The sequence below is a fragment of the Adhaeribacter sp. genome, from assembly GCF_057359045.1.
On sequence record NZ_JBMQUD010000156.1, the window covers coordinates 27654 to 47024 of the forward strand.

Consider the following 19371-nt stretch of genomic DNA (forward strand, 5'->3'; position numbering starts at 1 on the left):
GTTAGTGTTCCGGAATTTAAGCTCATATAAAGCAAGCCGTTGTACCCCGAATAATTTATGGGGCTGGCCTAATTCTTTTAAAGTCTTTGCTTTATTTCTGCTGATTTTAAGCGGTGCTACCAAAGGCTGGGCCCAAAACGGTTGCCCGGACCCCAATGCCAGCAATTACGAACCAGATGCCACCACTAATAACGGTAGCTGCACCTACTCGGCTACTACTTATAACTTAACCAACCCCAAAAATTTACCTGCTACTTTAAACGAAACCTCCGGTCTGGTTTATACCGATGACCAACTCTGGACCATGAATGATGGCGGCAGTTCGGCGAGTATTTACCGCCTCAGCGAAACCGACGGCCATATATTGCAAACCGTAACCCTTAATAACGCCACCAACACCGACTGGGAAGCCATTACCGCCGATGCTAATTATTTTTATATCGGCGATTTTGGCAATAACACCAACGGTAGCCGCACCGACCTTAAAATATACCGGGTAAGTAAAGCTGCTTTAACAGCCACTACCAACCTTACCGTTACTGCCGATATTATTTATTTTGCTTACCAGGATCAGGAAAACCTGGTACCAACCACCAGCAACAATACTAAATTTGATTGCGAAGCCATGCTGGTAAAAAATAATCAACTGCATTTATTTACAAAAGATTGGGTGAGCACCCGCACCGTGCATTATACCTTACCCACTACCCCGGGCACCTACCTGGCCCAGCGCAAAGAAGAATTTCCGGTAAATGGCCTGATTACCGATGCCCATATTTCTACGACCAACCAAAACGAAATAATCCTGATTGGGTACTCTAAAAATTTATTTAGCCTCTTTATGTGGGTTTTGTGGGATTATTCTAACGAAAACTTTTTTAGCGGCAATAAGCGGCAAATTGGCTTAGGTTCTTCTATAAACAGCGGCCAAACCGAAGGGGTTACCTTTACCAGCAACGGCAATGGTTTTATTTCATCAGAAAGAATAGACCAGCTAAACTTGCCGCCCAGGTTATACTCTTTTTCTATTGCCGAATGGGTACCCTTACCGGTAGAACTGCTTCGGTTTACAGCTACTTACGCGGCACCTGCCGTAAAACTAGCCTGGCAAACGGCCACTGAAACCCAGAATAATTTTTTTACCGTAGAGCGTGCTGCCGATGCCATTCATTTTAAAGAACTCGGCCAGATAAATGGCGCTGGGAATTCCCGGATTATGCTTAGTTATTCGTTTACCGATTACCAGCCCACGCCTGGCCTTAATTACTACCGTTTAAAACAAACCGATTATAACGGCACTTTTTCTTACACCGCCATTAAAGCAGTTAACACCAAAACGCCACCGCCTTTCTGGCAAGTAGGTCCGGTGCCAATAGCGGTTGGGCAGTTGCTCCATATCCGGTTTAATAGCAACCCGGTGCCCGGTGATGTGATTTCTTTAATTGGATTAGATGGCAAGGTGCAGGTAGAGAAAGCCTTAACCGGAACAATTAGTAAAGAAGCCGATATATTAATAGAACACCTGCAGCCCGGTATGTATATTTTAAAATGTAAAAGCAATTATAGGGTGCAGGTTACCAAGGTAATGGTAAAATAGTTAAAGCCCTTAATCAGGTCTTACAGGAGCCTAACCGTTTATTAGCAGTCAAAAAATAAATAATTTGCTTCATATTTAGAAGGAGTAGTTTTAAGTGCTGCCGGATAAAACAATCTGTTAAACAGTAGTGCCGGCAGGCGCAAAGTTTTTAGGTTATTATAGGTATAAAATATTAGAACAGAACTTTATAGTTACTAAAGCATTTTAAATGTGCTTAGATTAGGATTACTTGATACACTTGAATATATTGAATTTTACTAAGCTCATTTTTCCCTGATACCTTTACAATTCATTTGCACAAACCCGAGTAATATTTTTTAATCTTATTATGTTTTTAGAACCCGCTGTGCAACCGACGCCTCACCAAAACTTAGAGTCAGTTCCGGCCGATACAGATGTACAGTTGTGGTTACGCTTTAAGGCCGGCGACATGGCAGCCTTTTCGGATATTTATCAGAAGTATGTGCGCGTACTCTTTAGCTATGGCCTTAAACTTGTTAACGACGCTGATTTAGTAGAAGATGCCATCCAGGATTTGTTTATTACTTTGTGGCAATCTAAAGAGAATTTAAGCAACACAGATTCCATTAAGTTTTACTTGTTTAAATCCCTGCGCCGCAAAATTGTAGATACCACCGCAGAATCTATCCGGGTAAAAAATAAAAATGCTGCTTACGATATTTTAGAACCAGCTGTAGCTTTTTCGCACGAGCAAAATTTAGTATCAGAACAAGTACTAAATGAGCAAAAAGAAAAGCTGGCGCAAGCCATGTTAACCTTAACCAAGCGCCAGCGCGAAGCCATTCATTTAAAATTCTACGATAACCTGAGCTTTCAGGAAGTAGCCAATATTATGTCGTTGAGCCTTAAAGCAACTTACAATCTTATTTCCAAAGCCATCTTAATTTTGCGGCAACACGGCCCTTTTATTAAAATTTGCCTGTTGCTTTTCTCCGTTACGCCCCAGTAATATTTTCCTGACTTCAGGCTTTATTAATTTTTAGTCCTTAACAGGGGGGCATCTCAAAGTGAGTTGTTATTTAGCTGGCATTACAATCAGCTTTAATCCCTTTCCGCAGTTGGTAGATTTAATCATCTATTTTCCATTTCTATCTATTCAATAAAACAAGCGGTTAATTAGCTAATATTCAACATCTATTACTATTTGTTATTAATATTAAATATTTAAAAAATATTATAAAAATAATGATGGACAAACGCGTGAATTGCCCTTTTGTAGGTGCCGCTCAGCCGAGGCATTTACCAAAGACTACTCATGTACATGGATTATCAGGCGTTTGATGTTGACGATTTTCTTCTTGATGAATATTTTTTAAACTGGGTTTTGCAACCCACTACCGAAAGTGACCAATTTTGGCAAACGTGGCTGGCACAAAATCCACACAAACAGGCGGTAGTTTACGAGGCCCGCGAGTTACTCCTCCATTTACATTCCGATGATATCCAGGTTTCGCCGGAGCGGGTAAACCGGGTATGGCATAATATAACCAGCCACATAGAGCCCGCAAAACCAATTTGGTTGGAGGCGCCCGCAGAAAAACACCTGGCGCCGGCGGCAAATGCAGGCTTTGGATTCTGGTACCGGGTGGCGGCCGTATTTATTGGATTTGCGGTATTGGGCCTGGGCTTTTGGCAATACCAACAAATGCCAGCTGATACCATTACCATTGCCACCCGATTCGGCGAAACAAAAAAAATAATATTACCCGATAATTCTATTGCTATCCTGAACGGCAGTTCTTCTTTAAAATATGCCCACCCCTGGAATTACAACACCGCCCGCGAAGTAGAGTTAGATGGCGAGGCTTTTTTCTCGGTAACACATACCCAAAACCACCAGAAATTTAGGGTTAAAGTATCGGATGCATTGCGGATAGAAGTGCTGGGCACCAAATTTACTGTTACCGACCGACCTACTAAAACACGGGTAGTATTAACCGAAGGAAAAGTAAAACTAACGTATGCCAAAGGCAAAATTTTGGGTCTGGGTACCGGTAAAGTAACCGAGGCCATTATGCAACCTGGCGAAAAAATTGAATTGGGTAATACGGCAAAAGTGCTGCTTAAGGAAGTGGTAGAAGCCCCCGCAGAATACGCCGATTTCCAGCAAAATAAAATAACCTTCCGCGATACGCCGCTTTCTGAAGTTGCCCGCTTGCTACAAGATACTTATGGGTACACGGTGGTATTTGCCGGAAATTCTTTGGCCGATAAGCGCTTTACCGGCACCAGTCCGCATAACCGGGTAGATATGTTACTCAAAGCCATCGAGAAATCTTTTAATTTAAAAATTACCCAAAAAGGAAATAAAATAATGATTAGCCCTAAATAAACGCCTGGCGCAACTGCCCCTGCGCCCAACCCAAAGCCGCACAGAAAACAAACTGTTATCCACCAAAAAACAATAATTATGTTTAAAATTTTACGAAAATGGCCTTGCTTGTTTTTATTATTTCTAGCTGGCTTTGCCCCTCCGTTACAAGCCCAACTACTTACGGCTTCTAACAAAAGGGGCAACCACCAAAACCCGGAACAGCAAGCCAAAAGTCAATTTTTATTAACCAGTGTTTTAGCCAATTTAGAAAAGAAATTTAACATCAGCTTTAATTTTGATAATGAATTGCTGCGGCCCCTGGTAACTGATGTAAGCTTACTCACCAATGCGCCCGAGAGCCTGGATGCAGCCCTGGCGCATTTGTTAAAGCCGCATAAACTTAACTTCGAGAAAATAGCGCCCGATTACTACATTATAATGCCTTCGCCGCAGCTTACGCTGGAAGGATTGGGCACCGGAATAAAACAGGATGTTAAGGCCATTGTATCGGGTAAGGTAACATCTAAAGCTGGCGAAGGTTTACCGGGCGTTACCGTTATTTTAAAAGAAACCAATGTAGGTACCACTACCGGTATAGACGGTGGCTACTCGCTTACAGTACCGGCCAAAGGCGGTACGTTAATATTTTTTTTTATTGGATTTATTACAAAAGAGGTAGCAGTAGGCCAAGCTGGCACTTACAATGTTACCCTCGACGAAGATCAGAAATCTTTAGAAGAAGTAGTGGTAATTGGGTACGGCGAGCAAAAGAAAATTACCATGACCGGCGCCGTGAGCAGTGTGGCCGGCCAGGAATTACGCCAAAGCCCTTCGGCCAGTTTACAAAACACATTGGCTGGCCGCATACCAGGGTTTTCGTCGCAGCAACGTTCGGGACAACCCGGCCGCGACGCGGCTATATTTAACATCCGGGGCCAAAGCTCTTTTACCGGCAATAACAACCCGCTCATTATTGTAGACGACATTGAAATATCTTACGATCAGTTTGCCCGCCTGGACCCCAATGAAATTGAAAGCGTGAGTATTTTAAAGGATGCTTCTACTACGGCTATTTACGGTATCAGGGGGGCCAATGGCGTGGTGGTGGTTTCTACCACCCGGGGCAAAATAGGGCCGCCTAAAGTATCGCTCCGCAGTGAGTACAGCATGAGCAAACCAGTGTCGTGGCCAGACTATTTAAGTGCCTACGAGTCGGCTAGCCTGCGCACCATTGCCGAAATTAACTCTAACGTGGCCCGCACCTTTACCGACGAAGATCTGGAATTATACCGCACCGGCGCCGATCCGTACGGCCACCCCGATGTAGACTGGCGCGACGTATTATTTAAAGATTTCAGTTCGCAGTACCGCACCAATGTAGATATTACCGGCGGTACCGAAAAAGCCCGCTATTTTGTATCGGTGGGTTACTTAAACCAAGGCGGCCTGGTGCGCGATTTTAGTAAAGCAGAAAATTTAAACAGCAATTATTACCACAAACGCTACAATTACCGCTCTAACCTGGATATGCAGGTTACTCCTAACCTGGATTTACGCCTGGACCTGTACGGCAATATTGGCGAAACCAACAGCCCCAACGTAAGCGATTTATTTACCGAATATTCCGAAAGAACCAAACCTTACAGCTATCCGGTGCATAACCCCGATGGCAGTTACGGCTACAGTTTGTTTCAGCTAAACGGCAACAGCAATAATAATAACATTGTGGGGCGGTTAACGCACGGCGGTTATAACCGCAACCACGAAAACAACATGAACTTTGCCATTACGGCCAACCAAAAGCTTACCTTTATTTTACCGGGCTTATCGGCTAAAGGCACTATTTATTACGGCAGTCTTTATGGGTACAACCGCAACATGACCCGTAACCTGAATTTCCCGTCGTTTATTTATAACCCTACCGACGATAGTTACCGCCCCCGCGACCCCAATGTTTACCGGATACAAGGCGCCTCGTTGGGGTATGATGCCGGTAGTACCACTCGTAAACTTACCGTTTTAGGTATTCTGAACTACGATCAAACTTTTGGCAGTCACCACGTGTACGGTATGGCTTTGTATAACCGGGCCAGCAATACCCTGCGCAATACAACCAACACCGATTACAATTATGTACCCGAAAATACCCTGGGCTTTACCGGCCGGTTGGGCTACGATTTTAAACAGAAATATTTATTTCAGTTTAACATGGCTTACAATGGTTCGGATCGTTTCGATGCCAACAACCGGTTTGGTTTCTTCCCGGCGGCTTCGGTAGGTTGGAATATTTCGGAGGAACCCTTTTTTGCCGATAATATATCTTTCTTTAACCAATTTAAATTAAGAAGTTCTTACGGCCTGGTTGGCTCAGATGGTACCAATGGCGTGTATGCTTACCAGCAGGTGTATACCAGTGGCGGCAGCATTTCTTTGGGCACCAACCATACCGCGTATTCGGGTGTACAAGAAGGTACTTTGGCCAATGATAATGTAACCTGGGAAAAAGAAAGAAAATTTGACCTGGGCCTGGATTTCGGTATTCTGAATAATACCTTATCGGGGGCTATTGATTATTTTTATAATAACCGTTTCGATATTTTAAGTGCCCGCGGCACCATTTCCGGCATCTTTGGGCAATCTTTACCGCTGGTTAACCTAGGCGAAACCAAAAACCAAGGCTTTGAAACGGAGCTTAACTACCGCAATAAAATAGGCAAGAATATTTCCTACAGCATCCGGGGTACGTATTCCGTTGCCAAAAACAAAGTATTGTATCGCGACGAACCGCCGGCTGATGATGCTTACCGCATGGCTACCGGCAAACCAATTGGCGCCGATTTACTTTATAAGTGGATTGGTTTTTACTCCGAAGAAGAAGCCCAGGCCAATCTTCCGGTAGCTAACCCGGCACCGCGGCCCGGCGACTTAAAATACGCCGATTTAAACAACGACGGGGTTATTAATACCAACGACCAGTTTTATACCAACTATTCTAATATGCCAACTACCACGTACGGGGTAAACTTTGGCTTTGGGTATAAAAAATTAAATATCACCGCCTTCTTTCAGGGCTCGGGCGGCAACTCTTTCCGGGGCAGAGGCAATATTATAAACTTTTCCCAATCTAACGCGCAGCCCATTCATAAAAACCACTGGACGCCCGAACAAGGCAATAATGCCGTATTTCCCCGTATTTACACCATCTCACAGTTAACCCACCCCGATAACTTTCCCTCTACGTTCTGGTCGAGGCCCGCAGATTATTTACGCTTGCGCACCGCCGAAATAAGTTATGGTTTGCCCACGCATTGGGTTAGAAAGTTAAAGCTGCAGGATATTAAAATTTATACCAACGGTTTTAACCTCTTTACCTGGACCAAGCTGGATGATTTATACCCGGTAGATCCCGAGTTGGCTAACTCTACCAATGCCAATTATTACCCGCCCCAAAAGTCCTTCAACTTTGGGTTTAATGTTACCTTTTAATTAACCGCTAAACGTATATGAGAAAAATATTTATAATGTTGGGCGGCATATTGTTAGCCTTTACCGCTTGTAAACAAGACGAATTTTTAGATAATAAAACCGATTCGGCTTTAAATGCTAATAAGGTTTTTTCTGATAGTATCCAGACCATTGGTTTCCTGACCCAGATTTATGCCGATGCGGGCTTTAGTTTTACCAAATCGGGGGCCTTCCGGACCGAACACGCTGCCGACGACGGCGAATCCATTGCAACTTTGGGCACTACCGATATTTCGTACTCTTTAGCCAATGGTTTCACCAATCCATCGTCGCTTAATACAGAGTTCTGGAACTTACCGTACCGCAATATCCGGCGGGTAAATATTTTACTGGAGCGCTTACCTTCTACTCCTTTATCCGTAGCCAAACAGGTCCGCATGGCCGCCGAAGCCCGCTTTTTAAGGGCCTGGTATTATCATTTTTTAATGAAATATTTTGGCGGCGTGCCTCTTATCGGCGATAAAGTTTTTGGCATTGCAGATGAGCCTAACACCGCCCGCAACACGTATGCCGAGTGCGTAGATTACCTGGTAAAAGAGCTCGACGAAGCGGCCGCAATATTACCCATGCCGGGTGCCGCTACCAGCGGGGGTAACTATTATTCGGAGGTTGATTATGGCCGGATAACCAAAGGTGCCTGTATGGCTTTAAAAGCCCGGATATTGTTGTTTGCGGCCAGCCCGCTACACAATGGCGGTGCCATTACCCAGGAGCCCGGTATTGTAGAATTGGTAAGTTACCCCACCGCCAGCCCCGACCATTGGCAACGCGCCGCACAAGCCGCTTTAGAGGTTATAAATTCTAGCTTTTATTCTTTATACGAAGATAATACTACCCGGCCGGGCTATGGTTTTTACCAGGTGTTTTTAATGCGCACCAACCCGGAGTATATTTTTGCCTTTAACCGGGGCGCCAACCGCGAGTTAGAATCCTATTATAATCCGCCTTCGCGCGGAGGCAGCCGCAGCACCATGCCTACGCAAAATTTAGTAGATGCCTTTCCCATGAAGGATGGTAAGTTTCCGGTTAAAAACGGCGCGCAACCTACCATTGGCGAACCTTCTAAATATACCTATAACCTCAATCCAAACCCGTACTTAAACCTCGACCCGCGATTTTATTTTACCATTATTCATAACCAGGCAAATTATTTCCTGACCTCGGCCAATGGCCAGCGCCCGGTTAATACTTATTTAAATGCGGTAAACGATGGCTACAACCCTACTATTTATGCGCCCAATTTAACCGGTTATTATAGCCGCAAAATGTGCGACGAAAATATTGCCGCTAATAGCACTTTTAATACCAACCGGGCCTGGCCTTTAATGCGTTACGCCGAAGTTTTATTAACCTACGCCGAAGCCATTACCGAAGCCGGTCAGCCGGCCTTGGCCTACGATGCCCTGAAAACCATCCGGAAAAGAGCCGGCATTGAGCCGGGCAGCGATAATTTGTACGGTTTAAAACCCAACATGACCACCGCCGAAATGCGCGAAGTAGTCCGGAATGAACGTCGCATAGAACTGGCCTTTGAAGACCACCGCTGGTTTGATGTGCGGCGCTGGAAACTGGGTGTAGAAAGCTTAAACGATGCGAATCTGGCCATGAAAATAACCCAAACTGGCAGCACGTTTATCCACGAAATTGTACCGGTAAATACTCAGAAAATAATGGTTTTTCCGGAGCAAATGTACTTGCTTCCTATTCCGGATAGTGAAATGCGCAAAATGTCGGCGCTAAAGCAAAACCCAAAATGGTAATGCTCCGGCTGGTTAAGCCTCTATAAATTACCTGCTAATGGCACTGGCAAAAAAATATTGCAGGTGCTTACGCAAATAAAATGCTGTAAATCACTAGCTATTTAAATTTATGCATAACAAAATTTTACAAATAAAAAGGCTTTTGTTATCGGCTGCTTTTATAGCCGCTAATATTCCGCTACTGCAAGGTGCCGATATATCGAGATTAAAAATTACTGCACCGGATACGATACTTCAGAAAACCGATACATTGGTTAAAAACAAGGTGGAATATATTTATAATACGGTACCTAAAGCCTTGTCTACGGCTGCTACCGATGCCGTATATGGCCCCGAAATAACCAAAATGCCGGTCACCAATTTTCAGAGTGCGGTACTGGGCCGCTTAACCGGTTTACAGGTGAGCCAAAGTTCGGGCCAGCCGGCCAGCGAAGGCATAAATGTTAGTTTAAGAGGCCGCGCCCCTTTGATAATTATTGATGGTATACCGCGCAACTTAACGGTTTTTGATTTAGAAGAAATTGAATCGGTAACGGTATTAAAAGATGCCATGGCGACGGCCATGTTGGGTGTACGGGGCGCCAACGGCGCTATTTTGGTAACTACCCGCAAAGGCCATGTGGGCAAACAACAAATTTCTTTTACTGCCCAAACTGCTTTCCAGAAACCTTTAAATAACCTGTATGCGCAACCGCTGGATGCTTATAATTACGGGCTGTTGTATAACGAAGCCCAGCAAAACGACGACCGCCACTCGCCTAACCCGCGTTCGCCGGCCTATTCCGATGCTGCTTTAGAAGCTTATCGCACCGGTTCTGATCCGTATGCCTACCCCAATGTAAACTGGCAAGACCAAGTGTTAGAAAAATCTTCACGCCTGGACCGGTATACCTTAACTACCAACGGCGGAAATAAAATGGCTCGCTATTTTGTAGCCTTGGAGCATTTTAACCAAACTGGTATTTTAAAAACCAGCAACGAAAATAATTACAACACCAACAACGATTATAAAAGCTACACCATCCGGTCTAACGTAGATCTTACCATTACCCCAAAACTTACCGCCGGTATTTATTTATTAGGCCGGATTTTAAATACAAATAATCCCGGCAATAACGGCACTGGCAGTATTTTTAGTAGTATTTTAACTACCCCCAACAATGCTTACCCAGTTTTAAACCCCAATGGCTCCTACGGCGGCAACCAGCAGTATCAGAATAATATTTGGGCGCAAACGGTAGGCTCTGGCTATTATCAGAATTATAAACGCGATGTACTGACTGATTTTTACATGAAACGCGCCCTCGACGATGTATTGCCGGGATTATGGATTAAAGCGCGCGCTTCCTTTACCAGCTACATCTCCGAAAATATCCGCCGCAACAAAACGTTTGCCGTATTTCAGAGCATTGGCAGCAATACCGATACCTACACGCAATACGGCACCAACGGCACCCAGGCCAACAGCAACGGCGTAGAATCGCAGAACCGCATGGATTACCAGGAGGTTTCGGTGGGTTATAACCGCCGCTTTGGCGCTAACCACGGCCTGGATATTTTAGTGCTGGCTAATCGCGATAATATTGTAGCCCAATCTGATTTGCCTTTAACTTATACCGGTACTTCTGGTTATTTCTCTTATAATTTTAAACAAAAATATTTGGCTGAGCTTGCCTTTGGCTTAAACGGCTCTAACCGGTATCCGGGTGGCACTACCAAATATGGGTTTATGCCTTCTGTGGGCTTAGGGTGGCATATTGGCCGCGAAAATTTTCTGACTAACCAGCGTTGGTTAAACACCCTCAAACTATATGGTACTTACGGTGTTAACGGCTGGGATAACCCTGGCTATTTCTCTTACATTACCCGCTATTTTAACAGTACCAGCCCTATCTTTGGTACGTCGGCCGGTGCCCAAACAGCCGTAGAAGTTTCGCAGTTAGGCAACCCCAATATTACCTTCGAAAAAGCTAATAAACTTAATTTTGGTTTACAGGGCTCCATTTTAAATAATCGCTTAGCCTTTAACATCGATTATTACAATAACCTGCATTACGATTTGCTTATGCAACGGGGAAAAAATACCACCCTGCTGGGTTCGCCCTGGCCCGATGAAAATATTGGCCGCTACCGGTACAAAGGCTGGGAGCTCGATATTACCTGTCAACCAGCTAGCACTAAAGCTTTTAACTATTATATTTCGGGAAATGCCAGTTTACAAAACACACAGGTAGTTTATACCGACGAAGTAAACCAGCCTTATACCTGGATGGAGCGGACCGGGCGCAGGATAGGGCAACGCTTTGGCTACATGGCCGAAGGGCTTTTTCAGTCGGATGCTGAAGTTGCTGGTGCACCAACCGTAGAAGGCTACACCCCGCAACCCGGCGATATTAAATACAAAGATTTAAACAACGACGGCATTATTAACCAGTTTGATCAGGCCCCGATTGGCAACGAGAAACCGACTTTGTTATACGGCCTGGCGGCCGGGTTTAATTTTAAAGCCTTTGATGTAAGCTTATTTGGCCAGGGAGTAGCTAACCGCGATATTTATTTGAGTGGCAATAGCTTCTGGGAATTTCAGAGCAATGGCCTTGGGCAGGCTTACCAGCACCACCTAAACCGCTGGACACCCGCCAATGCCGCTACTGCCGAATACCCCCGCTTAAGTTTGGGCACCAACATCAACAACCACGTCCTGTCGAGTTACTGGTTGCGAGCCGGTGGCTTTTTGCGCCTGCGCCATGTAGAGGTGGGTTATACCTTATCCAATAGCCTTAAGTTAACGTGGCTGCAGTCGGCCCGGGTTTTCGCCAGCGGCACCAACCTGTTTACCCTCACGTCCAATACTTTAAATGGAGTAGATCCCGAAATATTCTCGGGCGGGTATCCTAATCAAAAATTAATTAATCTGGGCATTAACATTAAGCTTTAATAAAATGATACTAACCCGTATACAAAAAACCGGCCTGGCAATATTACTGCTAACCCTCATCAGCACGGCTTGCCAGCGTTACGAAGTAGAGCCGGAAGAATGGTACCAAGACGATAAAGCCTGGGATGAGACCGATAAAAACGGGTCGATGGCGGGTTTCTTTCTGAACAATATTTACAATTATATGCCTTCGGGTTTTAACCGCATCAGCGGCGACTTTTTAGATGCTGCTACCGACGATGCCTTACCCTCCCGCAACAACACCACGGTAGAATATTATACCAATGGCCGGATAAGCGTATTAAACAACCCCGATGCTTACTGGGGCAATACCTACGAAGGTATCCGGAATGTTAATATTTTCCTGGCCAATGTAGATCGGGTGCCCATACCGGAGGCTACTAATATTTACTGGAAAGCCGAGGCGCGTTTTATCCGGGCATTGCTTTATTTTGAATTGCTTAAACGCTACGGCGGCATTCCTTTAGTGGGCGACAATGTATTTTCTACCAGCGATAACCTGGAGCTTCCCCGCAATACCTACGAAGAATGTGTAAATTACATTGCCGCCGAGTGCAACTGGGTTAAAAGCCGGTTACGCCCCGAAACAGCCATTGCTGATGCCGAATGGGGCAAAATTCCGCAAGGCGCAGCGTATGCTTTAAAAAGCCGTTTGTTTTTATACGCTGCCAGTCCTTTATTTAACGGTGGCGGTATAGAAACAGATCCCGTTAAAAAGGCTTTAACCGGTTTTGTAGTACCTAAAGCCGGCTTGTACGACAGTGTAATTGCGGCTACCCAAAATTTAAATGCCCTCAATTATTATAAATTTCATACCGGTACCGGCACGGCCGCTTACCGGTCGGTATTTACAACCAAAAAGAATTTCGAGATTATTCTGGCCACGCAGGCTACAAATAATTTTAGCCTCGAAACAAATAATGCGCCCATCGGCTATATAGGTAATGTGCAAAGCAATGGCCGCACCAGCCCAACCCAAAATTTTGTAGATGCTTTTCCTACAAATACCGGTGTGCCGTATACTGGCCCTAAAAATGCCAGCCAATACACCGGCCGCGATCCCCGCCTCGAAGCTATTTTATTTTACAACGGTACCCGGTGGCTATCGCGGAGTGTAGAAACCTTTGAAGGCGGCAGAGACAAACCCAACACCGGCGGCGTAACGGTACAAACCAGAACCGGTTATTACCTCAAAAAATTTCTGGGCGATTTTGCCAATAATACCGCTTACAGCAACCAAAGTCATAATTTCCCAATCTTCCGCTACGCCGAAATGGTGCTTAACCATGCCGAAGCCCTGAACGAAACAAATAATACAACCGCAGCCGTGGCGGAGCTGATAAAAGTTAGGCAGCGGGCAGGTATTGCGGCCGGCACCAATAGCCGGTATGGTATTCCGGGTGCCATAACCCAGGAGCAGTTACGCACCTTAATCCAGAACGAACGACGCATAGAACTTGCTTTTGAAGAACATCGGTTCTGGGATATTAGGCGCTGGAAAATTGCAGAACAGGTATTAAGTGGTCCGGTAAACGGCTTGAAAATAACCCGGAATGGCACAGCCCTTACTTACGAAGAAGTACCTGTTGCTAACCTGGTTTTTGATAAAAAGCTGTATCACATGCCTATTCCTTACAGCGAAATAGTTAAAAACCGCAATTTAGTCCAGAATGAAGGTTGGTAATAAAAATAGGTTTATGCTTTAAAAAAGCTGGTTTATTAGAAAATTTCCGCATTTATGAAGGCATAATTAAGCCGCTAAAGCACCAAAAATGGTCTTATATCCGCCTATTATTAAAGTATCCATTGCTAATTCTAATTAAATATTATAGATGTTCAAAAATATCCTTACCAAAAGCTTAACTTTAAGTATTTTAATTAGTGTTTTTGCCTGCGCCGGAAGCTCCGTTAAAAACAAAACCCAGGGCAACAATACCTCCTATAATGCCGATGTAATTATTTATGGCGGTACTTCGGCCGCCATAACAGCCGCCGTACAGGCCGCCCGGATGAATAAATCAGTACTGGTGGTTTCGCCGGATAAACATTTAGGCGGTTTATCGTCAGCAGGCTTAGGCATGACCGATACCGGCAAAAAAGAAGTAATTGGCGGTTTAGCCCGCGAGTTCTACCACCGTATTTATTTACATTATCAGCAACCCGAAGCCTGGCAGTGGCAAAAGAGAGAAGCGTACGGTAACCAGGGGCAAGGCACCCCGGCCATTGACGGCCAGGCCCGTACCATGTGGATATTTGAGCCCCACGTAGCCGAAGCCGTTTTCGAAGATTTCGTGAAAGAAAATAATCTTAAAGTATTACGCGATGAATGGCTGGACCGGGAAAAGGGCGTGCAGAAGAAAAATGGCAAAATAATTTCGATTAAAACCCTGAGCGGCAAAACGTTTACCGGTAAAATGTTTATTGATGCTACTTACGAAGGCGATTTAATGGCAGCCGCCGGCATTAGCTACCACGTGGGCCGGGAAGGCACAAAAGTTTACGGCGAAGAATATAATGGCATCCAGACCGGTGTTTTGCACCACGACCATTATTTTAAAACCAACATCGACCCGTATAAAATTCCGGGTGACCCCAACAGTGGTTTATTACCGCTTATTTCAAAAGAGCATCCGGGAGTAAAAGGCGAAGGCGATAAAAAAGTACAGGCTTACAATTTCCGGATGTGCTTAACCAACCACCCCGATAACCGCGTACCTTTTCCGAAACCAGCAGGCTACGACCCGGCACAATACGAATTGCTGGGCCGGGTTTTTGCCTCCGGTTGGCGCGACTTGTTTAAAAAATTTAATGCAATCCCTAACCAAAAAACCGATACCAACAACCACGGCCCTGTTAATACCGATTACATCGGGATGAACTACGATTACCCCGAAGCCTCGTACGAACGCCGCCAAGAAATAATAAAAGAGCACGAAAACTATCAGAAAGGCTTGCTCTATTTTATGACTACCGATGCGCGCGTACCCAAAGACTTACAGGAAAAACTAAAAACCTGGGGCTTAGCGAAAGACGAGTTTAAAGACAATAACAATTGGCCGCACCAAATATACGTACGCGAAGCGCGCCGCATGGTAAGCGATTATGTTATGACGGAGCACGAAACCATGAGCAAAAAACTAGTGCTTAATTCTGTTGGAATGGGCTCTTACGCCTTAGATTCGCATAATACCCAAAGGTACGTACAGGAATCGGGGTACGTGCAAAACGAAGGCGACATTGGGGTGCATTTAAAAGCTCCTTACGAAATAGGCTACGGTGCCATTATCCCGAAGAAAAAAGAATGCGAAAATTTATTGGTACCAGTATGCGTTTCCAGCTCGCATATTGCTTACGGCTCTATCCGGATGGAACCGGTTTTTATGATTCTGGGACAAAGTGCCGCAACGGCCGCCGCACTGGCTATCGATAAAAATATAGCGGTGCAGGACCTTAACTTTAACCAACTTAAAGCCCGTTTGGAGCAAGACCACCAGGTATTAATCTATCCGAAAGAGTAGAGAATATATTAACTATTATAAGTCCTGGTAGAAGATCATTGCAAGCGCAGGAGCTTCCGGAAACATACATGAATATTTGCCAACAGTTATGTTTATGCCGGTAAATATTCATGTATGTTTCGGGCCTTATTTAGCTGCTTATTTTCCATTAAATAAATCCAGTGCGGCGGCGGTCATGGCTTGTATGCCGGTTTTAATAGTAGGTTCGGGCAAGGGGGCAAATTTACTCGAGTGCAAGCCCGGCAACTCCGTTCCGGAGGTTTTACTAGCAGCTATTTTTTGCGGATCTACAGTACCCAGCCAGAACATGCAAATCGGGATTTTAGCCTCGGTACGGCCGTAAAACGAAAAGTCTTCGCCAACCATAGAAGGTGGGGTGGCTACAACATTGGCCGCACCCAACGTACGCCGGAACGAAGCCGTAAGCCGACGGGTTAAGGCAATATCGTTGTACGTAAAAGGCGTAAACTGGTCACGAACGGTAACTTGGGGCAGGCGGTCGTCGGGTAGGCCGGCAGCCCGCGCCAAGCCTTCGCACATGCGCCGGATACTGGCAATGGTATTGTTGCGTACTTCGTCGCTGTAAGAGCGCAAGGTTAGTTGCAGTTTTACGTCGTCAGGAATTACGTTAAAAGAGGTACCCCCGTGAATAGAACCTACCGTAACTACGGCGGGCTCAAACGGCGAGGTCTCGCGGCTAACAATGGTTTGCAGCGCCAATACTAACTGTGAGGCTAATACCACCGGGTCTTTAGCTTTATTTGGTACCGCCCCATGTCCTCCTACTCCCCGTACCGTAATGTCAACGGCATCTACATTGGCCATAATATTGCCTTCGGTGTAGCCTACCTGCCCGGCTGGTAAACTGGCATTGCAATGCAGGGCCACTATATAATCGGGTTGGGGAAATTTGGTAAACAAGCCTTCTTGCAGCATAGCCTTGGCCCCACCGCTGCGCTCCTCGGCGGCCTGCCCAATTAAAACCAAGGTACCCTGCCAATTATTTTTAAACTGCGCCAGGGTTTTGGCTACGCCGGTAAAAACGGTCATGTGCACGTCGTGGCCGCAGGCCTGCATTACGGGTACTTCTTTGCCATCGTCGGCTTTGCCCAATGCTTTACTGGCGTACGGCAAGCCGGTTTCTTCTAAGATAGGCAGGGCATCTAAATCGGTCCGGATTAAAACTGTGGGGCCTTTACCATTTTTAAGTACGCCTACCAAGCCGTACCCCCCCACTTGCTCGGTAACGGTATAGCCCAGGCTTTTTAGCTCACCCGCAATTTTAGCCGAAGTATTTTTCTCCTGGAAAGATAACTCCGGATTGGTGTGCAGGTGCTTATACAGCGTAAATAAATCGGGATAGGCGCCCTGAATAAACTGGCTAATGGCTTTATCGGGGGGCATTTTACGTTGCGCCTGAGCTTGGCCCATACCCAAAAATATTATGCCCAGTAAAATATTCAGCCAAATAAACCGCATAAGCTTAAACAAGTTTAAATAAAAATGAGACTCCCGATTACTGCGTTAACTCCAGCTAGGCCCCGGTTACTTTCTCCCGGAAATAAATATTGCGAAAGAATTATTTTTTGACTGCCGGAAATTATTTTTTCAAAATAAGTAACTCAACTTTAAATACTTACTAAGCTTCTGCAAAAAAAGATAAATTTTTCAAAAAAATGTGGGTTACCTATTCTGCGCCCCGGTATAAAGCAGTATCAGAAACTAAACCTAATTTAAAACAACAATGAAAAATTTATCTAAAATCGCTGTATTAGCTTTTGCTGCAATTTCTTTCACTTTCGCTTCTTGCGGTGGCGAGTCTAACACTGCCGAAACTACTGAAACCACTGAAACTACTGAAGCTACTACTGAGAGCACCGAAGCTACAGACGGTACTACTACTGACTCTTTGTCAACTACTACTACTACTGACTCTGCTGCCACTACTACTACTCCTCAGCAGTAATTTTTAAAAATATTAAATTAAAAGCCCCGACTGTGTTAAACAGCCGGGGCTTTTAATTTAATGAACGCCAATAACCGGCTACAAATATGGCTAGCTTTTATACGGGGAGGCAAATAGTTTTAAACCGGTAAAGCTGCCAATTACTTTCATTTTAAGGCGGCAACCCCAATTAGCAAAATAAATAACTGTCAGTGGGTTACCTTTTACTTTTACAGGTATTAACTCCTACAAGCAATTTTAAAATTATGAAAAATCTAACTAAAATATCCTTTCTGGCTTTTGCCGCTATTTCTTTTTCCTTTGCCGCATGTAATTCTAATACTGCCGAACAAGCCGAAACGGCTACCGAAAGCACCATCGACGATGCCCAGGCTGAATTAGATTCTATTGGCACCGCTTCTGAAGGCGATACCGCCGTAGTAAGAGACCAACCGGTAAAAGACGGCGTAGTTGACTCCATGAAAGCACAATAAGTATAAAATATTCTTTTAAAAGCCTTTGCTTCTTTGGGAGCAAAGGCTTTTTTTTGTTTACATCTACTCCAAAATAAAGCGCTGCAACAGGCAAATTATTTTTAAGTAAAATTTACGTGGGTATGCTGGCTACTAACTAAAACGTGCCTGCTTAAGCCGTTAGCTGCACAAAATTTAATGTTTTAGGGCTCGCACCCAACTACCTGGTTTAAGTTTTTCGTATTATTACTTACTTTAGAAAATTAACTGTTTTGTTCTGACGCAACCGTGGAATACAAAGATTATTACAAGATTCTGGAAGTTGATAAATCGGCTTCGAAAGAAGAAATTAAAAAGCAGTATAAAAAACTGGCCCGCAAATACCACCCCGATGTGAACCCAGGTAACAAAGAAGCCGAGGAAAAATTTAAAGCCATAAATGAGGCCCACGAAGTACTTAGCGACGACGAAAAGCGCAGAAAATATGATACGCTAGGTGCCGACTGGAAACGATACGAACAAGCCGGCGGCGGACCGGGCGGTTTCGACTGGGGACAATATGCCCAGGGCGGACCAGGAGGTGGCTATACTTACACCAACATGGGCGGCGATTTTGAAGGTGCCGACTTCTCTGATTTTTTCCGGGATATTTTTGGTGGTATGGGCGGCGGTGCCCGCGGTGGTTCCCGGCGTAGCCGGTCTTTTAAAGGCCAGGACTTATCGGCGGAACTTAGTTTACCACTTACCGAGGCTTATACCGGCGGACGCAAAACCATAACCGTAAATGGCCGCAACCTGCGCATTAATATTAAACCCGGTATAGAAGATGGCCAGACTATCCGGCTGAAAGGCAATGGCGGCCCCGGTGCCAACGGCGGCGAAAACGGCGATTTATATATCACCTTCCGGATAGAACCCGACCCGCGTTTTACCCGCAAAGGCAACGATATTTACGTAGATACCGACGTACCCGTATATGTGGCGGCTCTGGGCGGTGATGCCTTGGTTGATACCCTAAACGGACAGCTTAAAATAAAAATCAAGCCCGAAACCAAAACCGGCTCCATGCTCCGGCTGCGCGGCAAAGGCTTTCCGGCATACAACCAACCCGACACCCACGGCGATTTATACGTGAAAGTAAATCTGCAACTTCCCCCCGATTTAACCGAAAAAGAAAAGGACTTATTCCGGCAACTGGCCCAGGCCCGCGGGGAATAATTTGTTAATCGTTGTTCGTTACTCGATTTTTTGGTTGATGA

The 19371-nt window shown here is 45.1% G+C and carries 12 protein-coding genes; 11 read left to right on the forward strand and 1 reads right to left on the reverse strand.

Going from position 1 to position 19371, the window contains the following annotated elements:
- Positions 1 to 4 precede the first annotated feature (4 nt).
- The 8 genes from ACO1R6_RS24115 (at position 5) to ACO1R6_RS24150 (ending at position 15694) form a co-directional block, all read left to right on the forward strand.
- Complete coding sequence (locus ACO1R6_RS24115) at positions 5 to 1597, forward strand: T9SS type A sorting domain-containing protein (RefSeq protein ID WP_486268215.1); 1593 nt, start codon at positions 5 to 7, stop codon at positions 1595 to 1597.
- 328 nt (positions 1598 to 1925) lie between these two features.
- The gene (locus ACO1R6_RS24120) at positions 1926 to 2567 is read left to right on the forward strand and encodes an RNA polymerase sigma factor (protein ID WP_486268217.1); all 642 of its coding nucleotides are present in this window, start codon (positions 1926 to 1928) and stop codon (positions 2565 to 2567) included.
- A 270-nt stretch (positions 2568 to 2837) separates the two neighbouring features.
- Positions 2838 to 3950 (forward strand): FecR family protein, encoded by a 1113-nt coding sequence (locus ACO1R6_RS24125; RefSeq protein WP_486268219.1) that lies wholly within the window; start codon positions 2838 to 2840, stop codon positions 3948 to 3950.
- A 78-nt stretch (positions 3951 to 4028) separates the two neighbouring features.
- Complete coding sequence (locus tag ACO1R6_RS24130; RefSeq protein ID WP_486268221.1) at positions 4029 to 7418, forward strand: SusC/RagA family TonB-linked outer membrane protein; 3390 nt, start codon at positions 4029 to 4031, stop codon at positions 7416 to 7418.
- A 17-nt stretch (positions 7419 to 7435) separates the two neighbouring features.
- Entirely contained in the window at positions 7436 to 9217 is a 1782-nt protein-coding gene (locus ACO1R6_RS24135; RefSeq protein WP_486268223.1) for a RagB/SusD family nutrient uptake outer membrane protein, read from the forward strand.
- Positions 9218 to 9326: 109 nt separating this feature from the next.
- Positions 9327 to 12155, forward strand: a complete 2829-nt coding sequence (locus ACO1R6_RS24140) for a SusC/RagA family TonB-linked outer membrane protein (RefSeq protein WP_486268225.1) — start codon at positions 9327 to 9329, stop codon at positions 12153 to 12155.
- 4 nt (positions 12156 to 12159) lie between these two features.
- Entirely contained in the window at positions 12160 to 13860 is a 1701-nt protein-coding gene (locus ACO1R6_RS24145) for a RagB/SusD family nutrient uptake outer membrane protein (protein ID WP_486268227.1), read from the forward strand.
- Between the two features lie 148 nt (positions 13861 to 14008).
- Positions 14009 to 15694: an FAD-dependent oxidoreductase gene (locus ACO1R6_RS24150; RefSeq protein ID WP_486268229.1), complete on the forward strand. Its 1686-nt coding sequence runs from the start codon at positions 14009 to 14011 to the stop codon at positions 15692 to 15694.
- 138 nt (positions 15695 to 15832) lie between these two features.
- On the opposite strand, the gene ACO1R6_RS24155 is transcribed toward ACO1R6_RS24150, so the two are convergent.
- Positions 15833 to 17173, reverse strand: coding sequence for an amidohydrolase (locus ACO1R6_RS24155; RefSeq protein ID WP_486268231.1), 1341 nt, complete (start codon positions 17171 to 17173; stop codon positions 15833 to 15835).
- Positions 17174 to 17438: 265 nt separating this feature from the next.
- Here ACO1R6_RS24155 and ACO1R6_RS24160 point away from each other — a divergent pair, with 265 nt between their 5' ends.
- From ACO1R6_RS24160 to ACO1R6_RS24170, 3 genes are all read left to right on the forward strand, one after another.
- The gene (locus tag ACO1R6_RS24160; protein ID WP_486268232.1) at positions 17439 to 17660 is read left to right on the forward strand and encodes a hypothetical protein; all 222 of its coding nucleotides are present in this window, start codon (positions 17439 to 17441) and stop codon (positions 17658 to 17660) included.
- 245 nt (positions 17661 to 17905) lie between these two features.
- A complete protein-coding gene (locus ACO1R6_RS24165) occupies positions 17906 to 18133 on the forward strand; it encodes a hypothetical protein (protein ID WP_486268234.1) in 228 nt (75 codons plus the stop codon).
- A gap of 267 nt (positions 18134 to 18400) precedes the next feature.
- Positions 18401 to 19330: a DnaJ C-terminal domain-containing protein gene (locus ACO1R6_RS24170; RefSeq protein WP_486268236.1), complete on the forward strand. Its 930-nt coding sequence runs from the start codon at positions 18401 to 18403 to the stop codon at positions 19328 to 19330.
- Positions 19331 to 19371 lie beyond the last annotated feature (41 nt).

Coding starts and splice junctions, on each gene's coding strand:
- ACO1R6_RS24120 (WP_486268217.1), top strand. CDS start 1,926: ATGTTTTTAGAACCCGCTGTGCAACCGACGCCTCACCAAAACTTAGAG.
- ACO1R6_RS24130 (WP_486268221.1), top strand. CDS start 4,029: ATGTTTAAAATTTTACGAAAATGGCCTTGCTTGTTTTTATTATTTCTA.
- ACO1R6_RS24135 (WP_486268223.1), top strand. CDS start 7,436: ATGAGAAAAATATTTATAATGTTGGGCGGCATATTGTTAGCCTTTACC.
- ACO1R6_RS24140 (WP_486268225.1), top strand. CDS start 9,327: ATGCATAACAAAATTTTACAAATAAAAAGGCTTTTGTTATCGGCTGCT.
- ACO1R6_RS24145 (WP_486268227.1), top strand. CDS start 12,160: ATGATACTAACCCGTATACAAAAAACCGGCCTGGCAATATTACTGCTA.
- ACO1R6_RS24150 (WP_486268229.1), top strand. CDS start 14,009: ATGTTCAAAAATATCCTTACCAAAAGCTTAACTTTAAGTATTTTAATT.
- ACO1R6_RS24155 (WP_486268231.1), bottom strand. CDS start 17,173: ATGCGGTTTATTTGGCTGAATATTTTACTGGGCATAATATTTTTGGGT.
- ACO1R6_RS24160 (WP_486268232.1), top strand. CDS start 17,439: ATGAAAAATTTATCTAAAATCGCTGTATTAGCTTTTGCTGCAATTTCT.
- ACO1R6_RS24165 (WP_486268234.1), top strand. CDS start 17,906: ATGAAAAATCTAACTAAAATATCCTTTCTGGCTTTTGCCGCTATTTCT.